This window comes from Streptomyces sp. PH10-H1 (assembly GCF_030063355.1).
Classification (GTDB): domain Bacteria; phylum Actinomycetota; class Actinomycetes; order Streptomycetales; family Streptomycetaceae; genus Actinacidiphila.
This window is the reverse complement of record NZ_JASISZ010000020.1, coordinates 81,333-100,820: the sequence shown is the minus strand read 5'-3', so window position 1 is coordinate 100,820 and position 19,488 is coordinate 81,333. Positions and strand designations below refer to the sequence as shown.

The 19,488-nt window shown below is 69.5% G+C and carries 16 protein-coding genes and 1 pseudogene; 4 read left to right on the top strand and 13 right to left on the bottom strand.

The annotated features are described in order from the left end of the window. The 4 genes from casA to QMK24_RS15210 form a co-directional block, all read right to left on the bottom strand. Nucleotides 1-1,544 (bottom strand): type I-E CRISPR-associated protein Cse1/CasA (gene casA, locus QMK24_RS15225; protein ID WP_283466408.1); only part of this gene is annotated, 1,544 nt, incomplete at its 3' end. Between the two features lie 638 nt (nucleotides 1,545-2,182). Next, nucleotides 2,183-3,343, bottom strand: a complete 1,161-nt coding sequence (locus QMK24_RS15220; protein WP_283466407.1) for a competence protein CoiA — start codon at nucleotides 3,341-3,343, stop codon at nucleotides 2,183-2,185. Nucleotides 3,344-3,451: 108 nt separating this feature from the next. Then, nucleotides 3,452-3,883 (bottom strand): NUDIX hydrolase, encoded by a 432-nt coding sequence (locus QMK24_RS15215; RefSeq protein WP_283466406.1) that lies wholly within the window; start codon nucleotides 3,881-3,883, stop codon nucleotides 3,452-3,454. 19 nt (nucleotides 3,884-3,902) lie between these two features. Further along, nucleotides 3,903-4,037: a hypothetical protein gene (locus tag QMK24_RS15210; protein WP_283466412.1), complete on the bottom strand. Its 135-nt coding sequence runs from the start codon at nucleotides 4,035-4,037 to the stop codon at nucleotides 3,903-3,905. On the opposite strand from QMK24_RS15210, the pseudogene QMK24_RS15205 reads away from it, so the two are divergent. Beyond that, nucleotides 4,035-4,288, top strand: a pseudogene (locus QMK24_RS15205) (glycosyltransferase family 2 protein); the annotation flags it as partial. The gene QMK24_RS15210 and the pseudogene QMK24_RS15205 sit on opposite strands and share 3 nt — an antisense overlap. A gap of 551 nt (nucleotides 4,289-4,839) precedes the next feature. Here QMK24_RS15205 and QMK24_RS15200 read toward each other — a convergent pair. The 8 genes from QMK24_RS15200 to QMK24_RS15165 all read right to left on the bottom strand — a co-directional run bounded on the left by QMK24_RS15200 (nucleotide 4,840) and on the right by QMK24_RS15165 (nucleotide 16,245). Further along, entirely contained in the window at nucleotides 4,840-5,268 is a 429-nt protein-coding gene (locus tag QMK24_RS15200) for a hypothetical protein (RefSeq protein WP_283466405.1), read from the bottom strand. Between the two features lie 2 nt (nucleotides 5,269-5,270). Then, the gene (locus QMK24_RS15195) at nucleotides 5,271-5,825 is read right to left on the bottom strand and encodes an HU family DNA-binding protein (RefSeq protein ID WP_502962592.1); all 555 of its coding nucleotides are present in this window, start codon (nucleotides 5,823-5,825) and stop codon (nucleotides 5,271-5,273) included. Between the two features lie 901 nt (nucleotides 5,826-6,726). Next, the gene (locus QMK24_RS15190) at nucleotides 6,727-7,983 is read right to left on the bottom strand and encodes a hypothetical protein (RefSeq protein WP_283466404.1); all 1,257 of its coding nucleotides are present in this window, start codon (nucleotides 7,981-7,983) and stop codon (nucleotides 6,727-6,729) included. Then, complete coding sequence (locus QMK24_RS15185; protein ID WP_283466403.1) at nucleotides 7,980-12,191, bottom strand: DEAD/DEAH box helicase; 4,212 nt, start codon at nucleotides 12,189-12,191, stop codon at nucleotides 7,980-7,982. Before QMK24_RS15185 ends, QMK24_RS15190 begins: the two co-directional genes overlap by 4 nt. 243 nt (nucleotides 12,192-12,434) lie before the next feature. After that, the gene (locus tag QMK24_RS15180; RefSeq protein ID WP_283466402.1) at nucleotides 12,435-13,286 is read right to left on the bottom strand and encodes a glycosyltransferase family 2 protein; all 852 of its coding nucleotides are present in this window, start codon (nucleotides 13,284-13,286) and stop codon (nucleotides 12,435-12,437) included. 38 nt (nucleotides 13,287-13,324) lie between these two features. Next, a complete protein-coding gene (locus QMK24_RS15175; RefSeq protein WP_283466401.1) occupies nucleotides 13,325-13,705 on the bottom strand; it encodes a hypothetical protein in 381 nt (126 codons plus the stop codon). Next, nucleotides 13,696-15,045, bottom strand: coding sequence for a PTS transporter subunit EIIC (locus QMK24_RS15170; RefSeq protein ID WP_283466399.1), 1,350 nt, complete (start codon nucleotides 15,043-15,045; stop codon nucleotides 13,696-13,698). Before QMK24_RS15170 ends, QMK24_RS15175 begins: the two co-directional genes overlap by 10 nt. 471 nt (nucleotides 15,046-15,516) lie before the next feature. Continuing rightward, nucleotides 15,517-16,245, bottom strand: coding sequence for a hypothetical protein (locus QMK24_RS15165; RefSeq protein WP_283466397.1), 729 nt, complete (start codon nucleotides 16,243-16,245; stop codon nucleotides 15,517-15,519). 338 nt (nucleotides 16,246-16,583) lie between these two features. Here QMK24_RS15165 and QMK24_RS15160 point away from each other — a divergent pair, with 338 nt between their 5' ends. Next, nucleotides 16,584-16,967, top strand: a complete 384-nt coding sequence (locus tag QMK24_RS15160) for a hypothetical protein (RefSeq protein ID WP_283466396.1) — start codon at nucleotides 16,584-16,586, stop codon at nucleotides 16,965-16,967. 20 nt (nucleotides 16,968-16,987) lie between these two features. Beyond that, entirely contained in the window at nucleotides 16,988-17,992 is a 1,005-nt protein-coding gene (locus QMK24_RS15155) for an IS3 family transposase (protein ID WP_283466395.1), read from the top strand. 2 nt (nucleotides 17,993-17,994) lie between these two features. On the opposite strand, the gene QMK24_RS15150 is transcribed toward QMK24_RS15155, so the two are convergent. Beyond that, nucleotides 17,995-18,522, bottom strand: coding sequence for a nuclease-related domain-containing protein (locus QMK24_RS15150; RefSeq protein ID WP_283466393.1), 528 nt, complete (start codon nucleotides 18,520-18,522; stop codon nucleotides 17,995-17,997). A gap of 566 nt (nucleotides 18,523-19,088) precedes the next feature. Between QMK24_RS15150 and QMK24_RS15145 the strand changes: the two genes are divergently transcribed. After that, entirely contained in the window at nucleotides 19,089-19,451 is a 363-nt protein-coding gene (locus QMK24_RS15145; RefSeq protein WP_283466392.1) for a hypothetical protein, read from the top strand. Nucleotides 19,452-19,488: the final 37 nt, after the last annotated feature.

The following is a 19,488-nucleotide window of genomic DNA, read 5'->3' as shown; positions in this document are numbered from 1 at the left end:
GGGGGACGGGTGGCTTGGGGGGGTGGGGGGGTGTGGTGGGCGCGCGCCTCGGCTGCGGCCCGGCGGCCCCGGGCCGTGGACTTGAGCGCCGTGGTGGCCGCGTCGAAGCAGGAGGTGGCCAGGGGCTGGAAGGCCGGGGGTGTTGCGGGGGCGGCGACGGTGGTCCAGAACTCGCCCTCGGCGCTCTCCCAGTACCGCGCGGTGCCCTGGTCGACAAAACCGTGCTGGTCGTCCTGGTGGCGCAGCGGGTTGGCGCCGCGCCAGGCCGCGGTCAGGGCGCGGCGCAGCTGCCCGGCGCAGGCCTGGGCGCTGCGGTGGGCGGCGGCGATCGCGGCCGCGCCGTCGGGGTCGGCTTCGGCGAGGTGGCGCAGCACGGGCGGGGTGGTAGCGCTGTACCAGGCGCGGTCGAGGTCGCGGCGTTCTTGGTCCCAGCCCAGGGCGCGGACGCCGAGCTGGGCGAGGAGGTCGGGTTCGAGTTCGGCGAGGTGGTCGAAGACGGTGGGGCGGCGCAGGGTGTTCTTGTCGCCGGGCCGCTCGTGCAGGAGCAGGGCGTCCAGGTCGCGCCATACCGCGCGGCTTCGGCTGGCGCGTACCGGGCCGCCGGTGTCGCGCTCGATGACGTACGGGTCGGTGGCCGGCGGCAGGTCCGTGGTGGCGCCCCAGGTGATCCGGCATCCCACGGTGCGGCCGGTGTCGTCTGCGGTGAGCAGGACGGCGTGGGCGGCGCGTGCGGAAATCAGGGAGGCGGGGCCGGCGGGTGGCTGCGGTGCCAGGGGGTCGGGCAGGGCCTCGCTCTCCCAGGGTGCGGCGTCCGGGCCGGGGTTGGTGGGCCAAGTACTGGGTGCGGGGACGGACAGGACGAGGGTGGTGAACAGGTTGTCGGGGTGGTGGGGGAAGTAGGAGATGACGGCGCGGTGGGGGCCGGCCTTCACGATGTGGCTGCTGCGACCGCCGCGGCGGCGTGTGCCGGCGGTGCCGGAGGGGCCGTAGCCGAGCCAGGCCAGCAGCCAGGCGGCCGAGTCGGGAGCGTCGACGGGAACGTCTTGGGGGGTGGAGTCCGTCCACAGGGCATTGGCGCCGGAGGCGCGGGTCATCACCAGCCGGCCAGGGGGTGCGAGGTCGCCTCCCTCCTCGGTAAGCCGCGGGTCCTGGAGAAACGGGCGGGGCCCGCCGTACAGGCGCCACCGCTGCGGTGCGGGGTCGAAGTATTCAGCGATCCGGGTCGCGTCGAACCGGCCGTCACGGATGAGGTCCTCGCGGGTATCGAGCCAGTTCTCGCCGTGCGGGGTGTCGAGGGCTCCGATGCGCAGGGCGAGCACGGCCAGGACACGGCGCCACATTGCCTCGACTGGCGGTTGGGGCACGTCAAGGTCCGCCAGGAGATGCGCGGCTGAGAGCAGGGGGCGAAGGCCGACCAGAACTGTTGCACCATCCGCTGCACCGGGAAGCAGGTCGGCCAATTCCTTGGCCTCGTGAGCGGTCAGGCCGGTGCGGACGCGGACCGGGATGCAAGGGTCACGGTCAACCCGGAATGGTTGCGACACGATGTTCCTTCCTCCTCCAAGGACCCCCGAAGTGGCATCAGTGCAGCTCAGGGCGGTGAATGAGCGTCATACAAACAAGCCGCACCCGCTGGACGCAAAGCGGGCCGGCTGGCCCAATGCTGATGAGGGATCCGGTTGTCAGAGGGGCTGGGTAGAGTCCCGCAGCTTGACCTCCAACGCGCAGGCCAGGAGTCCTTCTCGGTGGCGTCCTGCGACCGCTTCCACGCGTCAGCGCCGGCTCGCGCCCGTGGACAACTACGCCGCGATGCAGCCGAGCTGACCTACCAGCAGAACGTTGGAGTACCGCAGAGAGCCGGCTCGGAGGGACCGGGCCGGCATCCCACCCCCCGGCCGACTCCGAGCGCGATGCCGCTGGCACCGAGGACGCGGCGGCTGCCTCTGAGCCCAATGTCCCTGTGAGATGTTGCACAGCCGGGCGCCCCGGGCCGAAACAGTCCGTCAACCCGTCAGGGAACGCTCGGCACCTTCAGCCTTTGCCTGCCCATCAATTCCCCGGGCTCGAACGGGCCCGCACTTACCCGCTCGACGGCCGCACTCGGAGTCAACGAACTGTCGGCCGCATTCTCCTCCCGGCCCCTGGTCTGCCCTCCCCTGTGGCCCTGCAGCGGGATTCCTCGTCACCGCCCGGTGGCGGACGGTCCGGACAGCACGATGATGTGGGCGTCGGTGGGCGCGGACGTCTCCAGGGAGCGGCGTTCTTCGGCGGAGCCGACGATGACGGGGAGGTCACCGATCTGGAGCCAGTCGATCCGGCCTGGGTCGGGGCGGATCAGCGCGGCCGAGGTGATGTCCCAGGAGTTGCCGATCGTGCGGGACAGGCCGAGTCCGCCGGCAAGCCAGGTCGCTGTCCACCGTGGCCGGGGTGTGGCCTTCTTGCCGGTGGTGTTCAGAATCCACGTGATGGCGGCGTTCAGTAGCCGGTGCTGTTCCTCGGGCGGCCACATCTGGTACCAGGCAGCGCCGACGGGGGGAACATACGGCAGTTCGAACCCTTCACCGGAATCGGGGTGGCGTGCGGCCGCTTCGATGTCTTTCGGGGTGGCCCAGCCGTCGTAGGGCGGGCCGGCCAGCGGCACGGTGGTGGGCACCGGGACGAGGCGGCCGTCCAGGATCCTGGCAACGATGGCATCGAGGTTGTAGGGGGTGGGGTGGGTCCAGCCTGCGTGGACGCTGTTGTGCCAGGGTGGGCGCGGGTCGCAGGTGCAGGGGTCGGCGCGGAACCGGCGCACCGCGGGGCGGGTCAGCTTCCAGGGCGTGCTGGGGGTGGCGGGATGCTGCAGGGGCACGCTGGGGACGTGGCCGAGCCAGCGCGCGGACAAAGGTGTGAACCACACCGTCTCGATGCCGTCGTCGCGGTAGCGGCTGGTGCGTTCCAGGATCTCGTCGAAGGGCGCCGAAGAGACCTGGGCTTCCAGCGCGGTGCGCCGCCCGTCGGGGGCGACGACCAGGACGTCCGCACGCCACCCGCGGTGGTCGGCGGTCACCTCCAGGTCCGCACGGAAGCCGGCGGCGCGTGCTGCTTGGGCCAACTGCGTTTTCAGCAGCAGGTGTTCCGCGCTCTCGCCGACGGCCGCGCAGTGGGCGGGGCGCCGGTCGTGCGCGAAGAATCGGGCGCCCCTATTCGATATCTTGGCGTGCATGGCCCCGCCGCAGTCGGTGCACGTCAGCAGGGCTCGAGGCCGGGTCCGGTAGACCGTTTCCCACGCCAGTTCACGGCCCAGATCTTCCAGCGTTGCGTCCAGCGACCCATGCCCCAGCATGTGCGCGGTCAACGGCATGACTCTCCTCCCCAGCAGACACTTCATCGTCCCCCACCAGGCGGCCGGCAGACCACCTGGTTGGTCTGCTGGCCCACCTGGCGGGGGAACGCCGCGCGGCGAGCCGGCTTAGAGCCGGTCGGCGAGGAGCAGCGCGAGTGGGCCGCCCTGAAGGAGGAACCGCCCTTCGGTGGCGGCGGTGATCGCGTCGCGCATTGGCCACCACATGAGCTTGAAGTCGGCTTCGGATGGCTGCAACTGCTGGGGTCCTAGGGTCAGTTGCTGAGCAAGGTAGAGGTGGACGCGTGCGGTAAATCCCAGGGTGATCGCGTACGAACCGAGGGGGCGCAACGACTCTGCGGTGATGCCGGATTCCTCGCACAATTCCCGGTGCCCGCACTGCTCGGGGGTCTCCCCTGGCTCCATCTTCCCACCGGGGAGAAAGAGAAATTCGCCTCCGTGTCGAGGGAATCGGGACGTGAGCAGGGCGACCTGGTCTCGCTCATCGCGGGCCACGACCACGGAGGCGTCGCGCGGCTCACGGGGGAGGGATGCGTCCATGGTTCGAGCGTAGTGAGTGCTAGGCGAGCATGGCGGCGAACGGCACGTTCATCACCGTGGGGTGGGCGATTCCGCGCCCGTGGTAGCCGTCCTCGCCGAAAGCTTCGCCATGGTCTGCGCAGATGATGACGAGCCACCGCTTGTCGGTGGACACGCCGTCTACTACCACCACACCGGCCGCAACCGCGTATGGCTGGCCAAACGCCACCTGCCCGCCGTCCTGGTACCCGTTTACCTCGCAACATGGGCGGCATACACCGTGGCGCAGCGGCCCCCGCTACGAGGACTCCGGTCGTGGTGGGCCGGCTTCTTCGAAGGCGTCCGCGTCCCCTGCCCCCGCGGCGACCGATCCGTTGGCGGACGGTGTGGCGCATGGCCAAACTGGGGCGGCCGCCGGTGATCTGAGCACGTCTTGAAGAGAGCCAGACGATATCCCTGGCGTATCTGGATGCCACGCTCTGCGCGGAGGAGGTCCTGCTCGGCGGGGCCGGCGTCCGCTGGCCGTCGCTGGGAAGCGTCAGACCTGTTGGGGGCGCCGCATCAGCAGGAGCGCCTCCGTGGCAGCGGCGGGCAGATATGAAGAAGGCCCCGTTGCGGGGGCCTTCCTCGTGCAGGACCGGGGTGGGCACGGTCCCACGGGGTGAGGTGCCTGCTGGGCCTCGTGGATCCGACGAGAGCAGGCCCCCCGGCAGTGCCCCGGACAGTGTGCAGGGGGGTGCAGTGACTGTTTTCCGGGGCTCACCTTCACGAGCTTAGTACTCAATTCACACCAGTGCGACCGCATTTATAGAGCTGACGGCCTCTTTGTTATCTCTTACCGCCGGAGTACTGGTACTGACCTTGGTCCGTCAGGACGCGTTGGAAACCGTCTTGCGGCAATAACCGCCCCTTCGGGTCCACCTGGACGTCGCGGCTCAACGCTGACTCCTCCAGGAGGTGCTCAGCACCGGGGGCGCTCAGGAGATGATGAGCCGATCCCAGAGCTGGATGAGAAGCAGGATGTACGCAGCAGCAATCGCCGCCGCCTTCGAGAAGAAGAACCCCCACATGAATGGGAGCACAGACTTGGGCGCGTTCCCGATCTCCGCATTGTCGACGTTGGCCGTCGGGTCCGCCACTATTGCTCTCAAGCGTTTCTCACTACGGCGCACCCACATTGCAAGGCGAGCAGTGGTCCAAAGGTACTGCGCGAAATCAAGGAAGAGTCCGATGACAATCAGCATGCCTGCGGTGAGGAGCATCTTAGTCAGGTTGATCCCGGACTTCTGCAGGCCACCGGCCAGAATCCAGACTACGGCGATCCCCGCCAACCCCAACTGTCGGACTGCCGCGCTGCTCGTGCCACTTGAGGTGTAGTAGGCATCACGTGCGTCTCTGACCAGCACGACTACCTCGCTCCATCACTGGCGCGCCGAGCTTTCTTCGCCGGGGTGGCCTTCTTCGCAGCTGCTTTGTCCATCTTCCCGGCCATGCTGGCAACGGCACTCTTGGATGATGCGGCCTTCTTCGCTGGGACAGCCTTCTTCGCGGATGGCTTCGCCATCGCCTTCTTGCCTGCGACTCCCGCTCTTGGTCCCGTACCCCCGCCGCCCTGCGAGGGTGGAGGGTCGACCAACCCGCCCTTCGGAGCCTTCCGGACAGCCGGGCTGCCATCCCGCGGCAGTTTCTTCGCGCCGCTGACCAGATCCTTGAAGCCCTGGCCTGCGCGAAAGCGAGGCACTGCGGTCTTCTTGACCCGTACCCGTTCGCCCGTCTGCGGATTCCGGGCGTAGCGAGCTGGTCGCTCTACTTTCTCGAAGGAGCCGAATCCGGTTACTGAAACGCGGTCTCCGGCGACCACGGTGCGAACGATCACGTCGAGTACCGCGTCGACAGCGAGAGCGGCATGCTCAGGGCCGCCGAGTTTGACGGCAACCGCCTGGACGAGCTGACGCTTGTTCATGTCCATCCCGGGTGCCGGAGGTGGGGCCGAATGTCAGACGATAGTCAGGACCCGCTCCTCCTTGGTTGATGCTCCCGCTGGAACAGGTGGAATTCCCTCTGTCAGCCGATGCCACCAGCTTGACAGCCTGCCCCCGGTCCCTGCGCGGATCGGAGGTCGAGGAGATAGGGCCGGCGGGCCAGGTCCCGTGTCGTGGGGGTGATGATGGCGACCTGGGGGCTGGGCGTTGATGGGGATCCGTGATTTCAAAGATCTCTATCACCGGTCACGGTCGCTCTCCTCTCCAGCGGAGCCGGCCTCGCAGTCTGCGGACCTGCACTCCGGCCAGCCAAATCGTCTGGGAGTAGCGGCGCGGAGCCCGCCGCCGGGACGGTGGCGGGGCTACTACTGGCCGGCAATCTCCTCAAGCTCGCCGAGTGTCCGGCACTGCCCTTGCGGCCGCGGGTGGTACGACGCGAAAGGTGTACGGACACCGTCGCGGCGGCCGATGCGCTGGAGTTCCTGCGCCAGGGCGCGGGCTGAGGGGCTCATGGCCGGGACAGGGCCAGCGTGCTCCAATGCCCCGGGAAGATGAGTCTTCGTGGTGTTCTCCTATTCCTGAGGTGTGACGTGATCCGGGCCGTCGAGACGCCCGTACCTTGCAGGATCCTGGATTCGTCAGCGTCGAGCTACGGTGCGGTGTGGTCGGCCCGCGTCGGCGGCAACCGGGCGGGCCGACCGACCTCGGTTTGGCGCCGAGGTGTGTCCTGCGTGCTGCCACACGCGCGGACGGCGCTGGCACCGGGGACCAACCCGGCGGCAGCTGTGCACCGCCGCTCTTGGCAGTGAGCGGTCGGTGCCACCGGCTCTAACCAAGAGCCGAATCTGAGGAAATCGTACCGGCAGGCGTCGTATGGCGCTGCTACGCCGTGCGGCGTTCGGTGCGGGCGGCGCGTCGTGCGGCGCGGTAGGCCTGGGCGGGGTCGGCGTTGGAGCCGGGAACGGGCTGCCAGTTGCCGTACGGGGCGCGGTAGGGGTGCCAGTTGCCGTCGGGGCCGTAGCGCAGTTGGATGCCTGCGGCCTCGTCGGTGAGGTGGTTGTCCGCGCAGACGACCGTGGCCAGGGGCGCGGGGCGCAGGGGTTGGATGGCTGCTTGCGCGTGGGCCAGGACGTCGCGATCGACGGTGAAGGGTTCGAGGTAGGCGGCGGCGCCACCGGGGCCGCCGTAGGTGTGGGCGAGCTGGAGGTGGCCCATGGCGACAATGCCCAGCCCGAGGTGCTCCATCGCGGCCTGGCGGAAGGGGGCGCCGTGTGGGAGGGCAACGAAGCGGGCGAGGTCGCTGCCGGTGTCGGGACACGCCGGCGGCTCGTCCCCGTCCAGGAGCAAACCGGCACGGTGCGCGGCGTCCGCGACCAACGCCTGCAGCGTCTCACCGTCCGGCAGCGGCGGCGGCGCCGGTGCGAGCCGGCTGGTCGGTACCAGCCGCAGGCCGGCGAGGTCGAGGTCGACCGGATCCGGGATCGGCGAGGCTGGACGGGCGGCGTGGGCCGGGAGCGAGTCGGCTGCCGGCGGGGAAGTCTCTCGCTGCGGGGGTACCGCGACGTCAGGTGCCAGGACTCGGGCCGGGACATCTGCGTCCGGGTGGCCGGCCGGAGTGGTCGTGGTGCGCAGCCGGGTCTTCAGGTGCTGATGGGGGCGGCCGCGCAGGGTGAACAGTGGGGCGGGCGCGGTGCGGAGCCGGTGGGCGAGGAGGAGTCCGAGGGCGATGGAGTGTGCACACGGGGACGCGGTGTCGGGCAGGCAGGTGCAGGTGAAGGAGAGGTCTTGCGGGGTGGGGACGAGGGGGATGCCGGCGGTGCGAGCGGGGTCGGTCAGCTGGTCGCTGATCAGAGCGGTCCCGGCCAGTTGGGTGGCGTCGGGGCGCTTGGCGATGGCGTCCTCGATGTGGTCCCACTGCTGGGCGGTGAGCTCGGTGGCCAGGAGCCGGGGCCGGGCGACGCGCCCGTCGGTCAGGGGGAATTTGGTGGTGGCGAAGCCCTGGTTGATGTTGAGCGGTCCGGCGGTGTTGGTGGCCAGCAGGTGGTGTCCGGCTTCCAGGATCGTGGCGTCGCCGGCGGCCTCGGTCAGGACGTGGGTCAGGGCGCGGCCCCATCCGGCGGTGGTGTGCTGCACGCTCATCGGTTGCCTCCCAGGCGCACGAGGTCGGCGAGTTCGCGGTCGGTGAGCTGCGCGAGGACTTGCTCGCCGCCGGTCAGGACGGCGTCGGCCAGGGTTCGCTTGTGGGTGAGGAGCTCGTCGATGCGGTCCTCAACGGTGTGTTCGGTGATCAGGCGGTGCACGGTGACGACCTGGTGCTGGCCGATGCGGTGGGCGCGGTCGGTGGCCTGGTCCTCTACGGCGGCGTTCCAGCTGCGGTCGTAGTGGATGACGTGGGCGGCGCGGGTGAGGTTCAGCCCGGTGCCGCCCGCTTTGAGGGACAGGATCATCACTGGGTGGTGGCCGGCTTGGAATCCGTCGACCATGCGCTGCCGCTCGGCGAGGGGGGTGGCGCCGTGCAGGAAGACCGGGGTGTGGCCCAGGGCGCTGAGATGGGCGGTGAGCAGGCGGCCCATGGTGACGTAGCTGGTGAAGATCAGGGTGGCTTCGTTGCGGAGCCGGATCGTGGCCAGCAGGTCGATCAGAGCCGAGGCTTTGGCCGAGCGGGCTACGAATTGTGCGGTGTCCCCGTGGGTGGGCGCGGCCGGCGGCTGCTCGCGCAGGTAGTGGGCGGGGTGGTTGGTGATCTGCTTCAAAGCGGTGAGGAGCTTGAAGACCAGGCCGTTGCGGGCGATGCCGGTGTGGGATTGCACCTGTTGGAGGGTTTCGCGGACGACGGCCTCGTAGAGGGCGGTCTGCTCGGTCGTCAGCTGGACGACGCGCCGTTGGTTGATCTTCGCGGGGAGCTCGGGGGCGATGCCGGGGTCGGATTTGCGGCGCCGCAGCAGGAAGGGGCTGATCATGCGGTTCAGGTCGGCGGCCTGGGCGCCGTTGGGGTCCTTCTCGGCGGCGTTCGCCCACCGGGCGCGGAAGGCGCGCAGGGTGCCGAAGAGGTCAGGATTGGCCCAGTCCAGCAGGGCCCACAGTTCGGAGAGATTGTTCTCCACCGGGGTGCCGGTCAACGCCAGGCGGGTGGTGGAGGGCAGCGCGCGAAGCTGCCGGGCGGTCGCGGACGTGGAGTTCTTCGCGTGCTGGGCTTCGTCCGCGACGACCAGCGACCAGTGCCGGCCGGCGAGCAGGGCCTGGTCGCGGCGCAGGACACCGTAGGTGGTGATCACCACCGTGGTGTCGGTGACGGAGTTCAGGGTGCGTGCGGGTCCGTGGTAGTCGACGACCGGCAGGTGGGGTGCGAAGCGGTGGGTCTCGCGGCGCCAGTTGGTCACCAGGGACGCCGGGCAGATCACCAGCGTCGGGCCGGTGGTGTACTGCTGGTGGTGCAGGGTGAAGGCCAGGGCGGTGAGGGTCTTGCCCAGGCCCATGTCGTCGGCGAGGACGGCTCCGAATCCCAGGGCCGTGGTGTGGGCGAGCCAGGTCAAGGCGCGTTCCTGGTAGCCGCGCAGGGTGGCGGCCAGTCCTTCGGGGGCGGGCACCGCATCGGGGTGGTGCTCGCCGTGGGTGAGGACGGCCATCATCTCGGCGAGCGCCCCGGCCGGCCGGCAGGGAACGATGTCGTCGGCAACGGTGAGGGTGCCGGTCAGGGCTGCGGTCAGCGCCTGCGTCCCCGGCAGTTGCCCCAGGAGGCGGTGTCGGGCGCGGCGCCGCACAAGGGGGTCGGCCAGCACCCATTGGCCGCGCACCCGGACGAGGGGCCGCGCGGCCTCCGCGAGCGCGTTCATCTCCTGCTCGCTCAACTCCTCGCCCTGCAGCGCAACCTGCCAGCGGAAGTCAAGGAGTGCGGTGACGCTGAACCGCGGGCGCTCCCCCGCGCCGGTCCGGACGCCCGGGCCGGTGTCGGTGCCGATGACCGCGGCCGCCTGCAGCGCGGTCCTCAGCTGCTGCGGCCACACGACCCGCAAGCCCGCCTCGGCCAGTTCCCTCTCCTGTTCCAACAGCGTCTCGAGGGCTTCGGCGTCGAGAGTGAAGCGGTGCGGGTGGTCCTGCAGCAAGGACAGCGCCGGGTACCGCCGCCCGACGCGGCGCAGGACGCGGCCGACCCGCGGCCGCACCGCGCGGGCGTCCTCGCCGCCCAGGCGGGAGGCTCCCGACCACACCTGCTCGGCGGGGACCTCGTCATCGGTGTCGGGGCTGCTGGTGGCGGGCGCCAGGTGCAGGTCGGCGGTGAGCTGGCCGGCTGCGGCCTGATCGTCGCTGGGGTGCTGCACGCGCAGAATCAGCAGGGGTGGCGGCCCGGCGTCGGCCAGGTCCTCCACCCGGTCCAGCCACGGGCGCACCTCGGCCAACGCCGCGGCGGTGACCGGCCCTGCGGCGGGCGTGGTCCAAGGGCCGGCGGCGAGCACGGCGGCAGCCGGGGTGCGCACGAGGGTCTCGGCCAGGGCGTCGCAGCACGCGGTGAGCAGCAGCTCGGCGGGGACGCCGGCGGGTACCGCGCCGGGGGGCGCGGCTGCGGCGAGGGCGGCCAGCGCGTCGCGGGCGGGCGCAGGCAGCGGCCCGACGCGCCAGGTCGCCTGGTCGTTGTCGCCCAAGGCCGGGTAGAGCAGTTGGGCGTGGATGAGCTGCAGGGCGATGTGCAGCGCCCGGTGCCAGAACACCGCGGTGGGGTTCGGGTCGGTGTGCGACCGGCGCAGGACGTGCAGCCCTTCTGGGAAGGGCGCCCACCAGCCGCGAACGCCGGCCGGGCTGTGTCCGGCGGTGAGCGGGTCAGGCAGGCCCGTCATCGGCAGGTGCTGCCTTCCGGTGTCCTGCACCCACCAGGCGGCCGGCCGGCCGGGACCGGCGGGCACGAACACCACCGGGCAGTGTGCGGCGAGCGCCGCCAGCAGCAGGCCTTGCACGGACCGGTCTTCCACCGCCAGGGGCGGCCGGAGGGGGTGTTGCGGACCGTGCGGTGCCGGCGCGGCGGCGGGCGCCTCCCGTCGGGGAGCAGCGGCCGCGGCGGGGGCGGTGCGGGGCGCGGTGTCGAGGGAATGGAGCTTGCGCAGCAGTTTCAACGCCGCGGCGCGGCGTGCCGTGACCTTGTCCGGGCCGGCGCCGGTCGCGGTGACCCGGGTGGCTGAGGCGGTGTGCCGGCAGGAGTAGGTGCATTCCACGCGCGCGCCGACCTGGCGTACTTGCGATTCGGGCCGGGTGATGGCCTCCCGCTGATGGTGCTTGTTGAGGTGCTTGACCGGGTCCTGGCCCTGCTCGGGAATGGTGATCTGTCGCGTCGGGGCCGGTTCGTCGTCGATCTGTACGGCGGGCTCGGGAAGTTCGGCGACCTGGGCAAGGAGCGAGACCGCGGCGTAGTGCCGGGCGGTCTTGCGGGAGGACGCTGCGCGCAGCGGGCCCCTCCATGCTCGGTCGGCCTGCAGCAGGGCCCGCACGCGGGTCCGGCCCTGCGTCGGGTCCGGCTCCTCGACGAAGGACAGGCCGTTGTCGTGGCCGTGCTGTTCGGCGTGCCAGTGCAGGAGAGTGGCCGGGGTCGGGGGCATCACCGCGGCCCGCTCCAGTGCCGCGCTGCGCATCGCAGTCCACGCCTCGCCCGGCGCGGAAAGGATCAGCAGGTGCAGGTCGCGGTGGCGTAGCCGCCCGGTGCGCGCGCGCCGCAGCGCCTCCTCCTCCAGCTCCGTCCCGGGGCTCTGCCCTGTTTCCAGGGCGCGTCTGAGACGCTGCTCGAAGACCTCCGACAGCATGCCCGGTAGGGCCAGACGCTCCATCGGGTACCCGTCGGCCGCATCTTCGCCGGCCAGCGGGACACCGGCGAGGCGGGCCAGCAGAGCCAAGGACGCCTCGTTCTTGGCGTCCCTGCTCGTGCGCGCCCGCCGGGCGGGGCCGGTGACCTGGTGGCCTGCGGCCCCGATGACTGCGGCGAGGGTGACGTCCTCGGTGACGGCGCCAGGTGAACGGGGCGCCTCCTCGAAGCGCAAGGGTGGCCATACCTCGGTCTGTGTGTGCGTGAGGAGAACCTGCCGTGCCTTGTCCGGGTCTCGGGCCAGGACGTCGAAGGCTGCGCGCCGGGCTGGCGCCCACCCGGCCGCATCCGCCGTGCCGAGCAGCAGCAGCCGCAGGTCGCGCACGGTCAGCGTTCCTGCTTCACAGCGACGAACGGCGTCACGGGCCAGTGCCGCGTCGTACGAGGCCGATCCGACGGCGTCTTTGAGCGCCTGGTCCCAACCGTCGGCGTCCAGTGCTGCCAGGTCCTGGCCGTTCGGCGGTACCTGCGCGATGAGGCTGCCTGCAACCGTAAAACCCACTCGTGCTCCTCACACTCCCAGCGCTGTTCGCATCAGCGTCGGGTGGTCATCACTGACGGCCAAGACCGCCACAGTAAGGGAGGCCGCTGACATCGGGCGTCTGCGGCTGCGGCCGGGTCGTCGACCGGTTTTCCGGCCTGCCGGTGGAACCGACGAGATCGGCCCGACTGCCGGCCGTAAGCAGTTCTCATGATGAGCCGGAAATGCCCATCCGGTGCGCATGGTCAACTGGAATGCTCGCAGTTACGCGGAACCTACATACGGCGCTTCAAGCCGCAACTCGCGCTCCGCCCGCCCCTTGAGCCACGAGTGCACCCGCGCGTCGAATTCGACCTGGTCACGGTACGTTTCCGCAGCAGTCCACTGCCCGGAATGCACCCTTCGATGATAGACAACGTCGGAGAGCAGCTCGCCGGCGGCACGCGCACATACGCCGATCAGGAAGCTGTAGTCCTCGCCCTTATTGAGACCGCCATGCCCAACTGCCTGAGCGAGCCGCGTGTCGGTCAGCAGCATGCAGTGGCCCAACGGCGGCTTACTCGCCTGGGGATCGGGCCAGTAGGTCCACACATCACCGGCCTCGTGCCTCCCCACCGGCGTCGGACACATCCAGGTCGACAGTCCTCCGGACTCGGGATACCAATCGGCCGAGAGCCCTGCGACCCAGCGGAGACCGGTGTCGATGGCCCTCTCATTGCGGACGGCCAAACTCTGGGGCGGGATCCGGTCGTCATCGTCGATGAACGCAACGCGGGGGGCGCGTACGTAGTTCATGGCCGTATTGCGCGCGGATGCTGGGCCGGGCCCGGGGCGTGCGACCACTCGGACCCGGCGGTCCTTGGTGATCGCCCGCGGTATGAGGTCGGGGTCGGCCCTTGGCCCGTTGGGGGCAATGATCCACTCCAGGGAGATGCCCTCCTGGGCCCGCAGGCTGTCGTAGAGCTCCTCCAGGAACGGAAGGCGTTGCGGGTCCAGGCCGGTCGGAGTGATGACGGCGACGGCGGGCTGGTCGTGCTGAACCACGATCTTCTCCTGGGGTGACAGCGGCTGGTGCCGGTGGCTTATAGCGACCAGGGGGCCTGGCGACTGGGTCACGGTGCCATTTGAGGGTGGGTCGGTGATCGACGGGCGGTTCACGCAGCCGCCCGTTGATTGTCCTGGCCGGATGTCAGGCCGGGCCTCGTGTCCCACGGGCCCAGGAGCAACCGGCTGGACAGCGCGATGAGGTGCAGGCCTGTTGGCAGTGTGCTCCAGAACTGTTGGAGCTCAGCCATGTTGCCTGCATCGTGTGGGGCCCGTCGGGCGGTGGACCGCAGCGCGGCAGGTGCGGAGGCCTCGTCGTGCGGGCGACCGGTCCAGCGCAGCAGCAGCATGCCGTGGCCTTCAGGCGATCGTTCGGGGCGAGCTCCTAGCCGGCTCTGGATCCAGTTGGGCGTGGGATCTATGACGATCACGGGAAAGAGCGTTCCGATCCCGTAATACGCGGCCTGAACATCGCGGAGCATCAGTTCCATCTCCTTTGCGGGTTGCCGTCGGCGGCCTCGGACGGGCTGGTTGGGTGCTGTGCGGTACGGGGCGGGTCGTGAGTCGGCGAGGGCGCCGAGGTCTGTTCTGTCTCCTCGGCCGCCACCGGGGTGCGTCCAGGGGTGCGGAGGTTGAAGCGCGTGATCAGGAACCGGAACACGACGTAGTAGAGGGCGCCGTATGCAGCGCTGATGGGGAGCAGCAGCAGGGGTTTGGTGGAGATTGAGTAGTTGAAGAAGTAGTCCAGGGCACCTGCGGAGAACACAAACCCACTGCGAATTCCGAGCCAGTTGACGAGTGCGAGACTCAGTCCGGTCAGGACGGCGTGGACGAGGTAGAGCGGGAACGCGACGAACACGAAACTCAGTTCAATGGGCTCGGTGACGCCGGTCAGGGCTGACAGGGCGGCGGCCGGTAGGAGGAGTGTCGCGACGCGGCGGCGTTGGTCTGGGTGGGCGCAGTGCCACATGGCGAGGGCTGCTGCCGGCAGGCCGGCCATCGCCACGGGGAAGAATCCGGTTAGGAAGCTGCCGGCGTGGGGGTCGTGGGCCTGGATGAAACAGGGAACGTCGCCCTTAATGCCTCCGCAGTCGCCGGTGAGGTACCAGAGGACGAGGTTGAGCGGGGTGTGCAAACCGATGGGGAGCAGCAGTCGGTTGAGGAATCCGAACAGTCCGCCGCCGATAATGGCGTGGTGGGCGACGGTGCCGGCGGATGCCGTCAGCACCCGGTCCACCGCCGGGTAGGCCAGACCGAGGAGTGTTCCGGCGGCCGCCGCCGCCACGATGACGAGGCCGTAGGCAACGAAGGGCGGTATGTGCCGTCGTCCGGCCACGCCCTTCCATACAGCCAGGGCCAGGAGGCCGGCGATGATGCCAGCCAGGGCCCCGTACGGCCACCGGGCCGGTGGGGTGGCGAGTTGTCCGGCCGGCAGCGGGCTGTTGAGAACCAGGACGACTCGGGCCAGCACCAAGTAGGAGACGACGCAGGCGAGCACGGGCCCTACCCGGTCCTTCGTCCGGTTCATGCCCAGCCCAATGCCGAGCGTGAACAGCAAGGGCAGGTAGTCGAGGATGGCCGCGCCCGCCCCGGACATGACCATGGCCGTCTCGTGGAGCGGGCCGAAGCGGCCCAGGAGGTCGTCCTGCCCTGCGCGCAGGAGAAGTCCAGCAGCGGGCATGGCGGCGATGGGTAGAGCAAGGGCCTGACCCATCCGGCGCAGTCGGGCCAGGGCTGTGGTCTCGCTGGCCGAGGTTCCTGTCGAAGGGACCGGGGTGTTGGTGTCGGCGGTGCGCGGGGCGGGGTCGGCGTCGGGCAGAACACGCGACATGACGTCTGCTCCTGAGCGGTAGGGCGGTCGGGGGTTAGCGCACGCAGGCGGTGGTGCAGTGTTCGGGGGCTGGGGGCCGCGGAACGGGGGCGTTCACGGTGGCTGGGCCATCGGACTCGTCCGTGGCTTCGGTGCGGGCCGGTGGGGCCTGAGGGGTGGGGGCTGTGGGCTCTGCGGATGGCGCGTGTCGCATCGGGAGCTCCTTGGTTCTGCAGGTGGGGGGTTCCGCAGCGGATGCGTGGTGGTAGTTCGGTGCTGGCGCGCTGTGGTCGCCGGGCCGTATGAGCACGCTATGCGCGAATGCCTGTGGATAGATTTCTGCGCCGTCGGCACCCTCCCGACACGGCTCTCTCTCACTAGCCCGTCGGGCTGCGACATCGCCGAGGCCGGCCGCGGGTCAGAGTCTGTCCCGGGCCGTTGGCGGTCCTTGCGACTCGGTCGGTGGTTCCAGGAACCGCTCGGGGACTCGGGTCAGGCGATCTGGCACTCCTTCGCGCCGAGCGTCCAGGTGTACCGCAGGACCTGCCAGTCCCCTGCAGTGTTCTGCACCAGAGTCATCGACCACCGGCGGAAGTCCTGGAGGGAGGGAGTAGTCATCAGTACGCGTCCGGTCTTGGCGACCTTGCTGAAGCCCTTCCGCTGGTCCTCGCAGTAGGCGACGTTGGTGACACCGGCGTTGACGATCTTCACCGTGGACTGGTAGTAGCGGTAAGTGCCGGTGATGATCTCCCCGGTGCGGGCCTCCTCGATGATCGTGTCAGCGAACTGGGCGCCCTGAAGGCCGGTGAAATAGCGCGCGAAGTTGGGTGTCTCCTTCACGATGATGCGCGACTCGGCCTCAAGGACCGCGTTGATCGCGTACGAGGTGTCGCGAAGGGCGGCCTTCTTGGTGGGGTCGTTACTGTCGAAGCCGTCGATCACAACGTGAACGTCGGGCGGCAGGTCGAACTTCGGCGCACCGGCATCCGTCGCGGAGGCGCTCGGTATAGCGGCCGAAGCCGACGGTGCGATGGTCGTGGCGGCTGGGTGCTTGCCGGATGCCTTGTCACTGCTGGCGCACCCGGTCAGTGCCAGTGTCGTTGCCACGACCAAGGCCGCGCCGACCGGCAGGGTTCGGTGGGTCTGCGTGTGGGGGCCCGCGTGGGCGGCGGTGCGCCGGTCGGTGGCATTGCTGGGGGCAGGGACTCGGAAGATGCTCACCGTGGGGCCTGTGCTTTCCGTCGAGTGATTGGGCGGTCTCGTCCCGGCCGGCGGCGCGGGCCGGCCTGTGCGGCGGGCGGGAGGCGGACCTGGGCGGTGCGCACGGTGTCGCGGACCATCGCGCGATCCCACCCGGGAGATGTGGGAAGTGAGTGGATATAGCGGCGCAGCTGGCTTGCCGGGATGACGGTGACACCGTCGAGGTGAATGTGTCCGCCCGGGACGTGTGCTCCGTGGACGGCGATTACTGCGCGAACTCCCTCTCTGCCAGCCTTGGGTGAGACGTCCCGCTTCGACGGGTTAGCCTGAGAGGGCACCGAAAGGAGAACCACCCCCTCATGACCAGCACCAAGCCCACCGAATTCGACCCGGCTCCCAGGCCGAAGCGTCGCTCCTTCAGTCCGGAGTACAAGCTGCGGATCGTGGCCGAATACGACGCCGCGCCCAAGAACGAGAAGGGCGCGGTTCTACGCCGCGAGCGCCTGTACCACTCGCATGTCACCGAGTGGCGGGCCGCGCGGGACGCCGGGGCCCTGGAGAAGCTGGTCGACAAGCGCACCAGCCCGGCAAGGCCGAAGAAGTCGGCCGCCGAGACGGACAACGAGAAGCTGCGCCGCCGGGTGGAACAGCTGGAGAGGGAACTGGCCCGGAACAAGGCCGCGCTGGACGTCATGGGAAAAGCTTCCGCGCTCTTGGAAATGATCTCCGAGAGCGCGGACTGAAGCCTGCCACCGACCCTGTCGTGGACGAGGCGTTCACCGGCGTGGAGGCTGAGCTGGGCATCACGGCCGCCTGCCGGCTGACCGGCCGGTCCAGGGCCACCCACTACCGCCGGCTCCGGCCCCGGCCACCACGCAAAGAACGTTCCCCTCAGGTGCAGCCGTCGGCACTGACGGACGAAGAGCGGTCCGCAGTACTGGAGTTGATGAACGGCGAGGAGTACGCCGAGCTTGCGCCTGCGCAGATCTGGGCCCGCGAGCTGGACGCCGGGCGCTATCACTGCTCGGTCTCGACGATGTACCGGATCCTGCGCGAGCAAGGCCAGTCGGGAGAGCGCCGACGGCAGGCCGCCTATCCCGCCAAGGCGGTCCCCGAGCTGGTCGCCACCGGGCCCTCGCAGGTGTTCACCTGGGACATCACCAAGGTGGCCGGACCGGCCAAGGGCATCTGGTATCACGCCTACGTGATCATCGACATCTTCAGCCGCTACGTCGTCGGCCACACCGTCGAAGCGGCCGAATCGGCGGCACGAGCCGAGGAGCTGATCCGCGAGACCATCACCTGCAGCGGCATCGTGCCCGAGACGGTGCACGCGGACCGCGGCACCTCGATGACGAGCAAGAAGGTCTCCCAGCTGCTGATCGACCTGGGTGTCACGCGGTCGCACTCGCGGCCGAAGGTCTCCAACGACAATCCTTACAGCGAGGCCCAGTTCAAGACCACGAAGTACATGTCCGACTACCCCGATCGCTTTGACTCGCTGGCCCACGCCCGCGAATGGTTCGACGCCTTCATCGCGTACTACAACCACGAGCACCGGCACTCGGGCATCGGCTGGCACACCCCGGCATCCGTCCACTTCGGGACCGCCGAGGAGGTCCGCGACCAGCGGGCCGTCACCCTCGCCGAGGCATACGCCCGCCATCCCGAACGCTTCGGCCGCCGCCCCCGACCACCCGAGATCCCCCAGACCGCCTGGATCAACGACCCGACCAAGCGCCACGAACCCGCACCACAAACCTCATAGCGTCACGACCGTCTCACTGGACTTGAAATCTTCCGAACTGGCCAGCCGAGAGCCTGAGCCGCCTGGTCCGCTTCCCAACGAACAGTCTTCATGGCGTCCCTCTGCGAGAAGCCTCCGTACCAGAGTTCTCCCCTGCGGACCTGGATCGTGGACTTCACCGATAGCCAGTTCTTCGAGTCGACGCAGATCGGGATTGTCCTGCCGATGACGAGGTGGTCAATATTGGCTTTCGACCCCGGTATCGCCCGGTCATGCAGCACGACATAGCGCCCGGACCACGTCAACGGTGCGAGAATCCGAGCTGTGCGGCGCTCGCCTGCTGCGCCCTTCGCCCAGGAGCTTCCACGGCTGCGATAGGTTCTCCGGCATGCTGTGACCAGGATCAATGCGGCGAGCGCCATGCCGGCGGGCGGGCCCAGAAGGTTTCCGGCAGGCACGCCGCACGCGGCGGCCCCAGCGCTCAAGGGCAGGATCCAGCGGGCGCGGCGGTGTTGCTGCGCTCGTTCGATCCAGCGTTCGGTGTCGGCCATCTGCTGTGCACTGGCTCCGGGCGCACCAGGGCGTCGGTGGGTTCTGAGCATCTGTCCTCCCTTCCTGACGGACCATATGGCCGTTGGCCTGTGGATAGATTTCGCGCCTCCCGCGAATCCAGCCACCGAAGTTGTGTGACAACACAGCACAGTCGGCAAATCAGCATCAGCAGGGTGGTTGGCAAACGCGGATGCTCTGACAGCGCCACCTAGCCCTTAAAGCTTATGTTAGCGAGGTATGCAACGCAAGCATTAAGAGTCCAGTTTCAACGCAGCACTCACTGGGCATGCCAGATCCCCGCTACGACTGGGACGCCGGGGCAGGTACAGGGACGTCTTTCCCAGCGTTCAGAAAATGCGCAGGTATGCGAGTTGGGTGCGCTCCCTCAGCGTGCGCACGTGTGAGAGCAGCTCGCCGACTCGGACACAGACTCGACTGCCACTGGCAGATCTGCTCGCCGAGGTGATCGCCGGAGACGTGCCTTCCGGAGCTCTCGCTCCTCGGACCTGTCCTCGTTTCGGCGAACTACTCCTCAAAGCAGACAAGTTGCACCGATGATGGAAGCATGACCACACGACGGATCGTTCTGGCGGTGACCTGCCTCGCGGTGGCGGGCCTGGAAGTGGCTTTTCTCCTGATGCGCTGGGACGAGGCCAGCAGACTGGCCACCGTCGCGTCAGCGCTCGTCGCGGTGGCCGGGCTCGGCGTCGCGATCTGGGCGGCTGTGCCCGGTCCGGGCCCACGCGGGCTGCGGGTCTCGGACACGGGAGAGGCCCGTGCCGCCGCCGGCGGCACGGCCGTGTCCGGAGTGACCGCTGTGGCCACGGGCGGAACGGGTAGCGATGTGGGTCCGGTCCAAGCTGAACGGACCGGGCCGGCCGACGCCACCGGAGGCGGAGACGCCACCAGCGGGATCCGCGTCACGTGATCGGGCCTTCTCGGCTTGCGCCCGGACACTCCACGCC

Bases quoted from the DNA above. Each gene is read 5' to 3' on its own strand.
- QMK24_RS15190 (WP_283466404.1), bottom strand. From the start codon at position 7,983: ATGAGCGTGCAGCACACCACCGCCGGATGGGGCCGCGCCCTGACCCAC.
- QMK24_RS15170 (WP_283466399.1), bottom strand. From the start codon at position 15,045: ATGTCGCGTGTTCTGCCCGACGCCGACCCCGCCCCGCGCACCGCCGAC.
- QMK24_RS15145 (WP_283466392.1), top strand. From the start codon at position 19,089: ATGACCACACGACGGATCGTTCTGGCGGTGACCTGCCTCGCGGTGGCG.
- QMK24_RS15220 (WP_283466407.1), bottom strand. From the start codon at position 3,343: ATGCCGTTGACCGCGCACATGCTGGGGCATGGGTCGCTGGACGCAACG.
- QMK24_RS15150 (WP_283466393.1), bottom strand. From the start codon at position 18,522: ATGGCCGACACCGAACGCTGGATCGAACGAGCGCAGCAACACCGCCGC.
- QMK24_RS15160 (WP_283466396.1), top strand. From the start codon at position 16,584: ATGACCAGCACCAAGCCCACCGAATTCGACCCGGCTCCCAGGCCGAAG.
- QMK24_RS15175 (WP_283466401.1), bottom strand. From the start codon at position 13,705: ATGGAACTGATGCTCCGCGATGTTCAGGCCGCGTATTACGGGATCGGA.
- QMK24_RS15195 (WP_502962592.1), bottom strand. From the start codon at position 5,825: ATGAACAAGCGTCAGCTCGTCCAGGCGGTTGCCGTCAAACTCGGCGGC.
- QMK24_RS15215 (WP_283466406.1), bottom strand. From the start codon at position 3,883: ATGGACGCATCCCTCCCCCGTGAGCCGCGCGACGCCTCCGTGGTCGTG.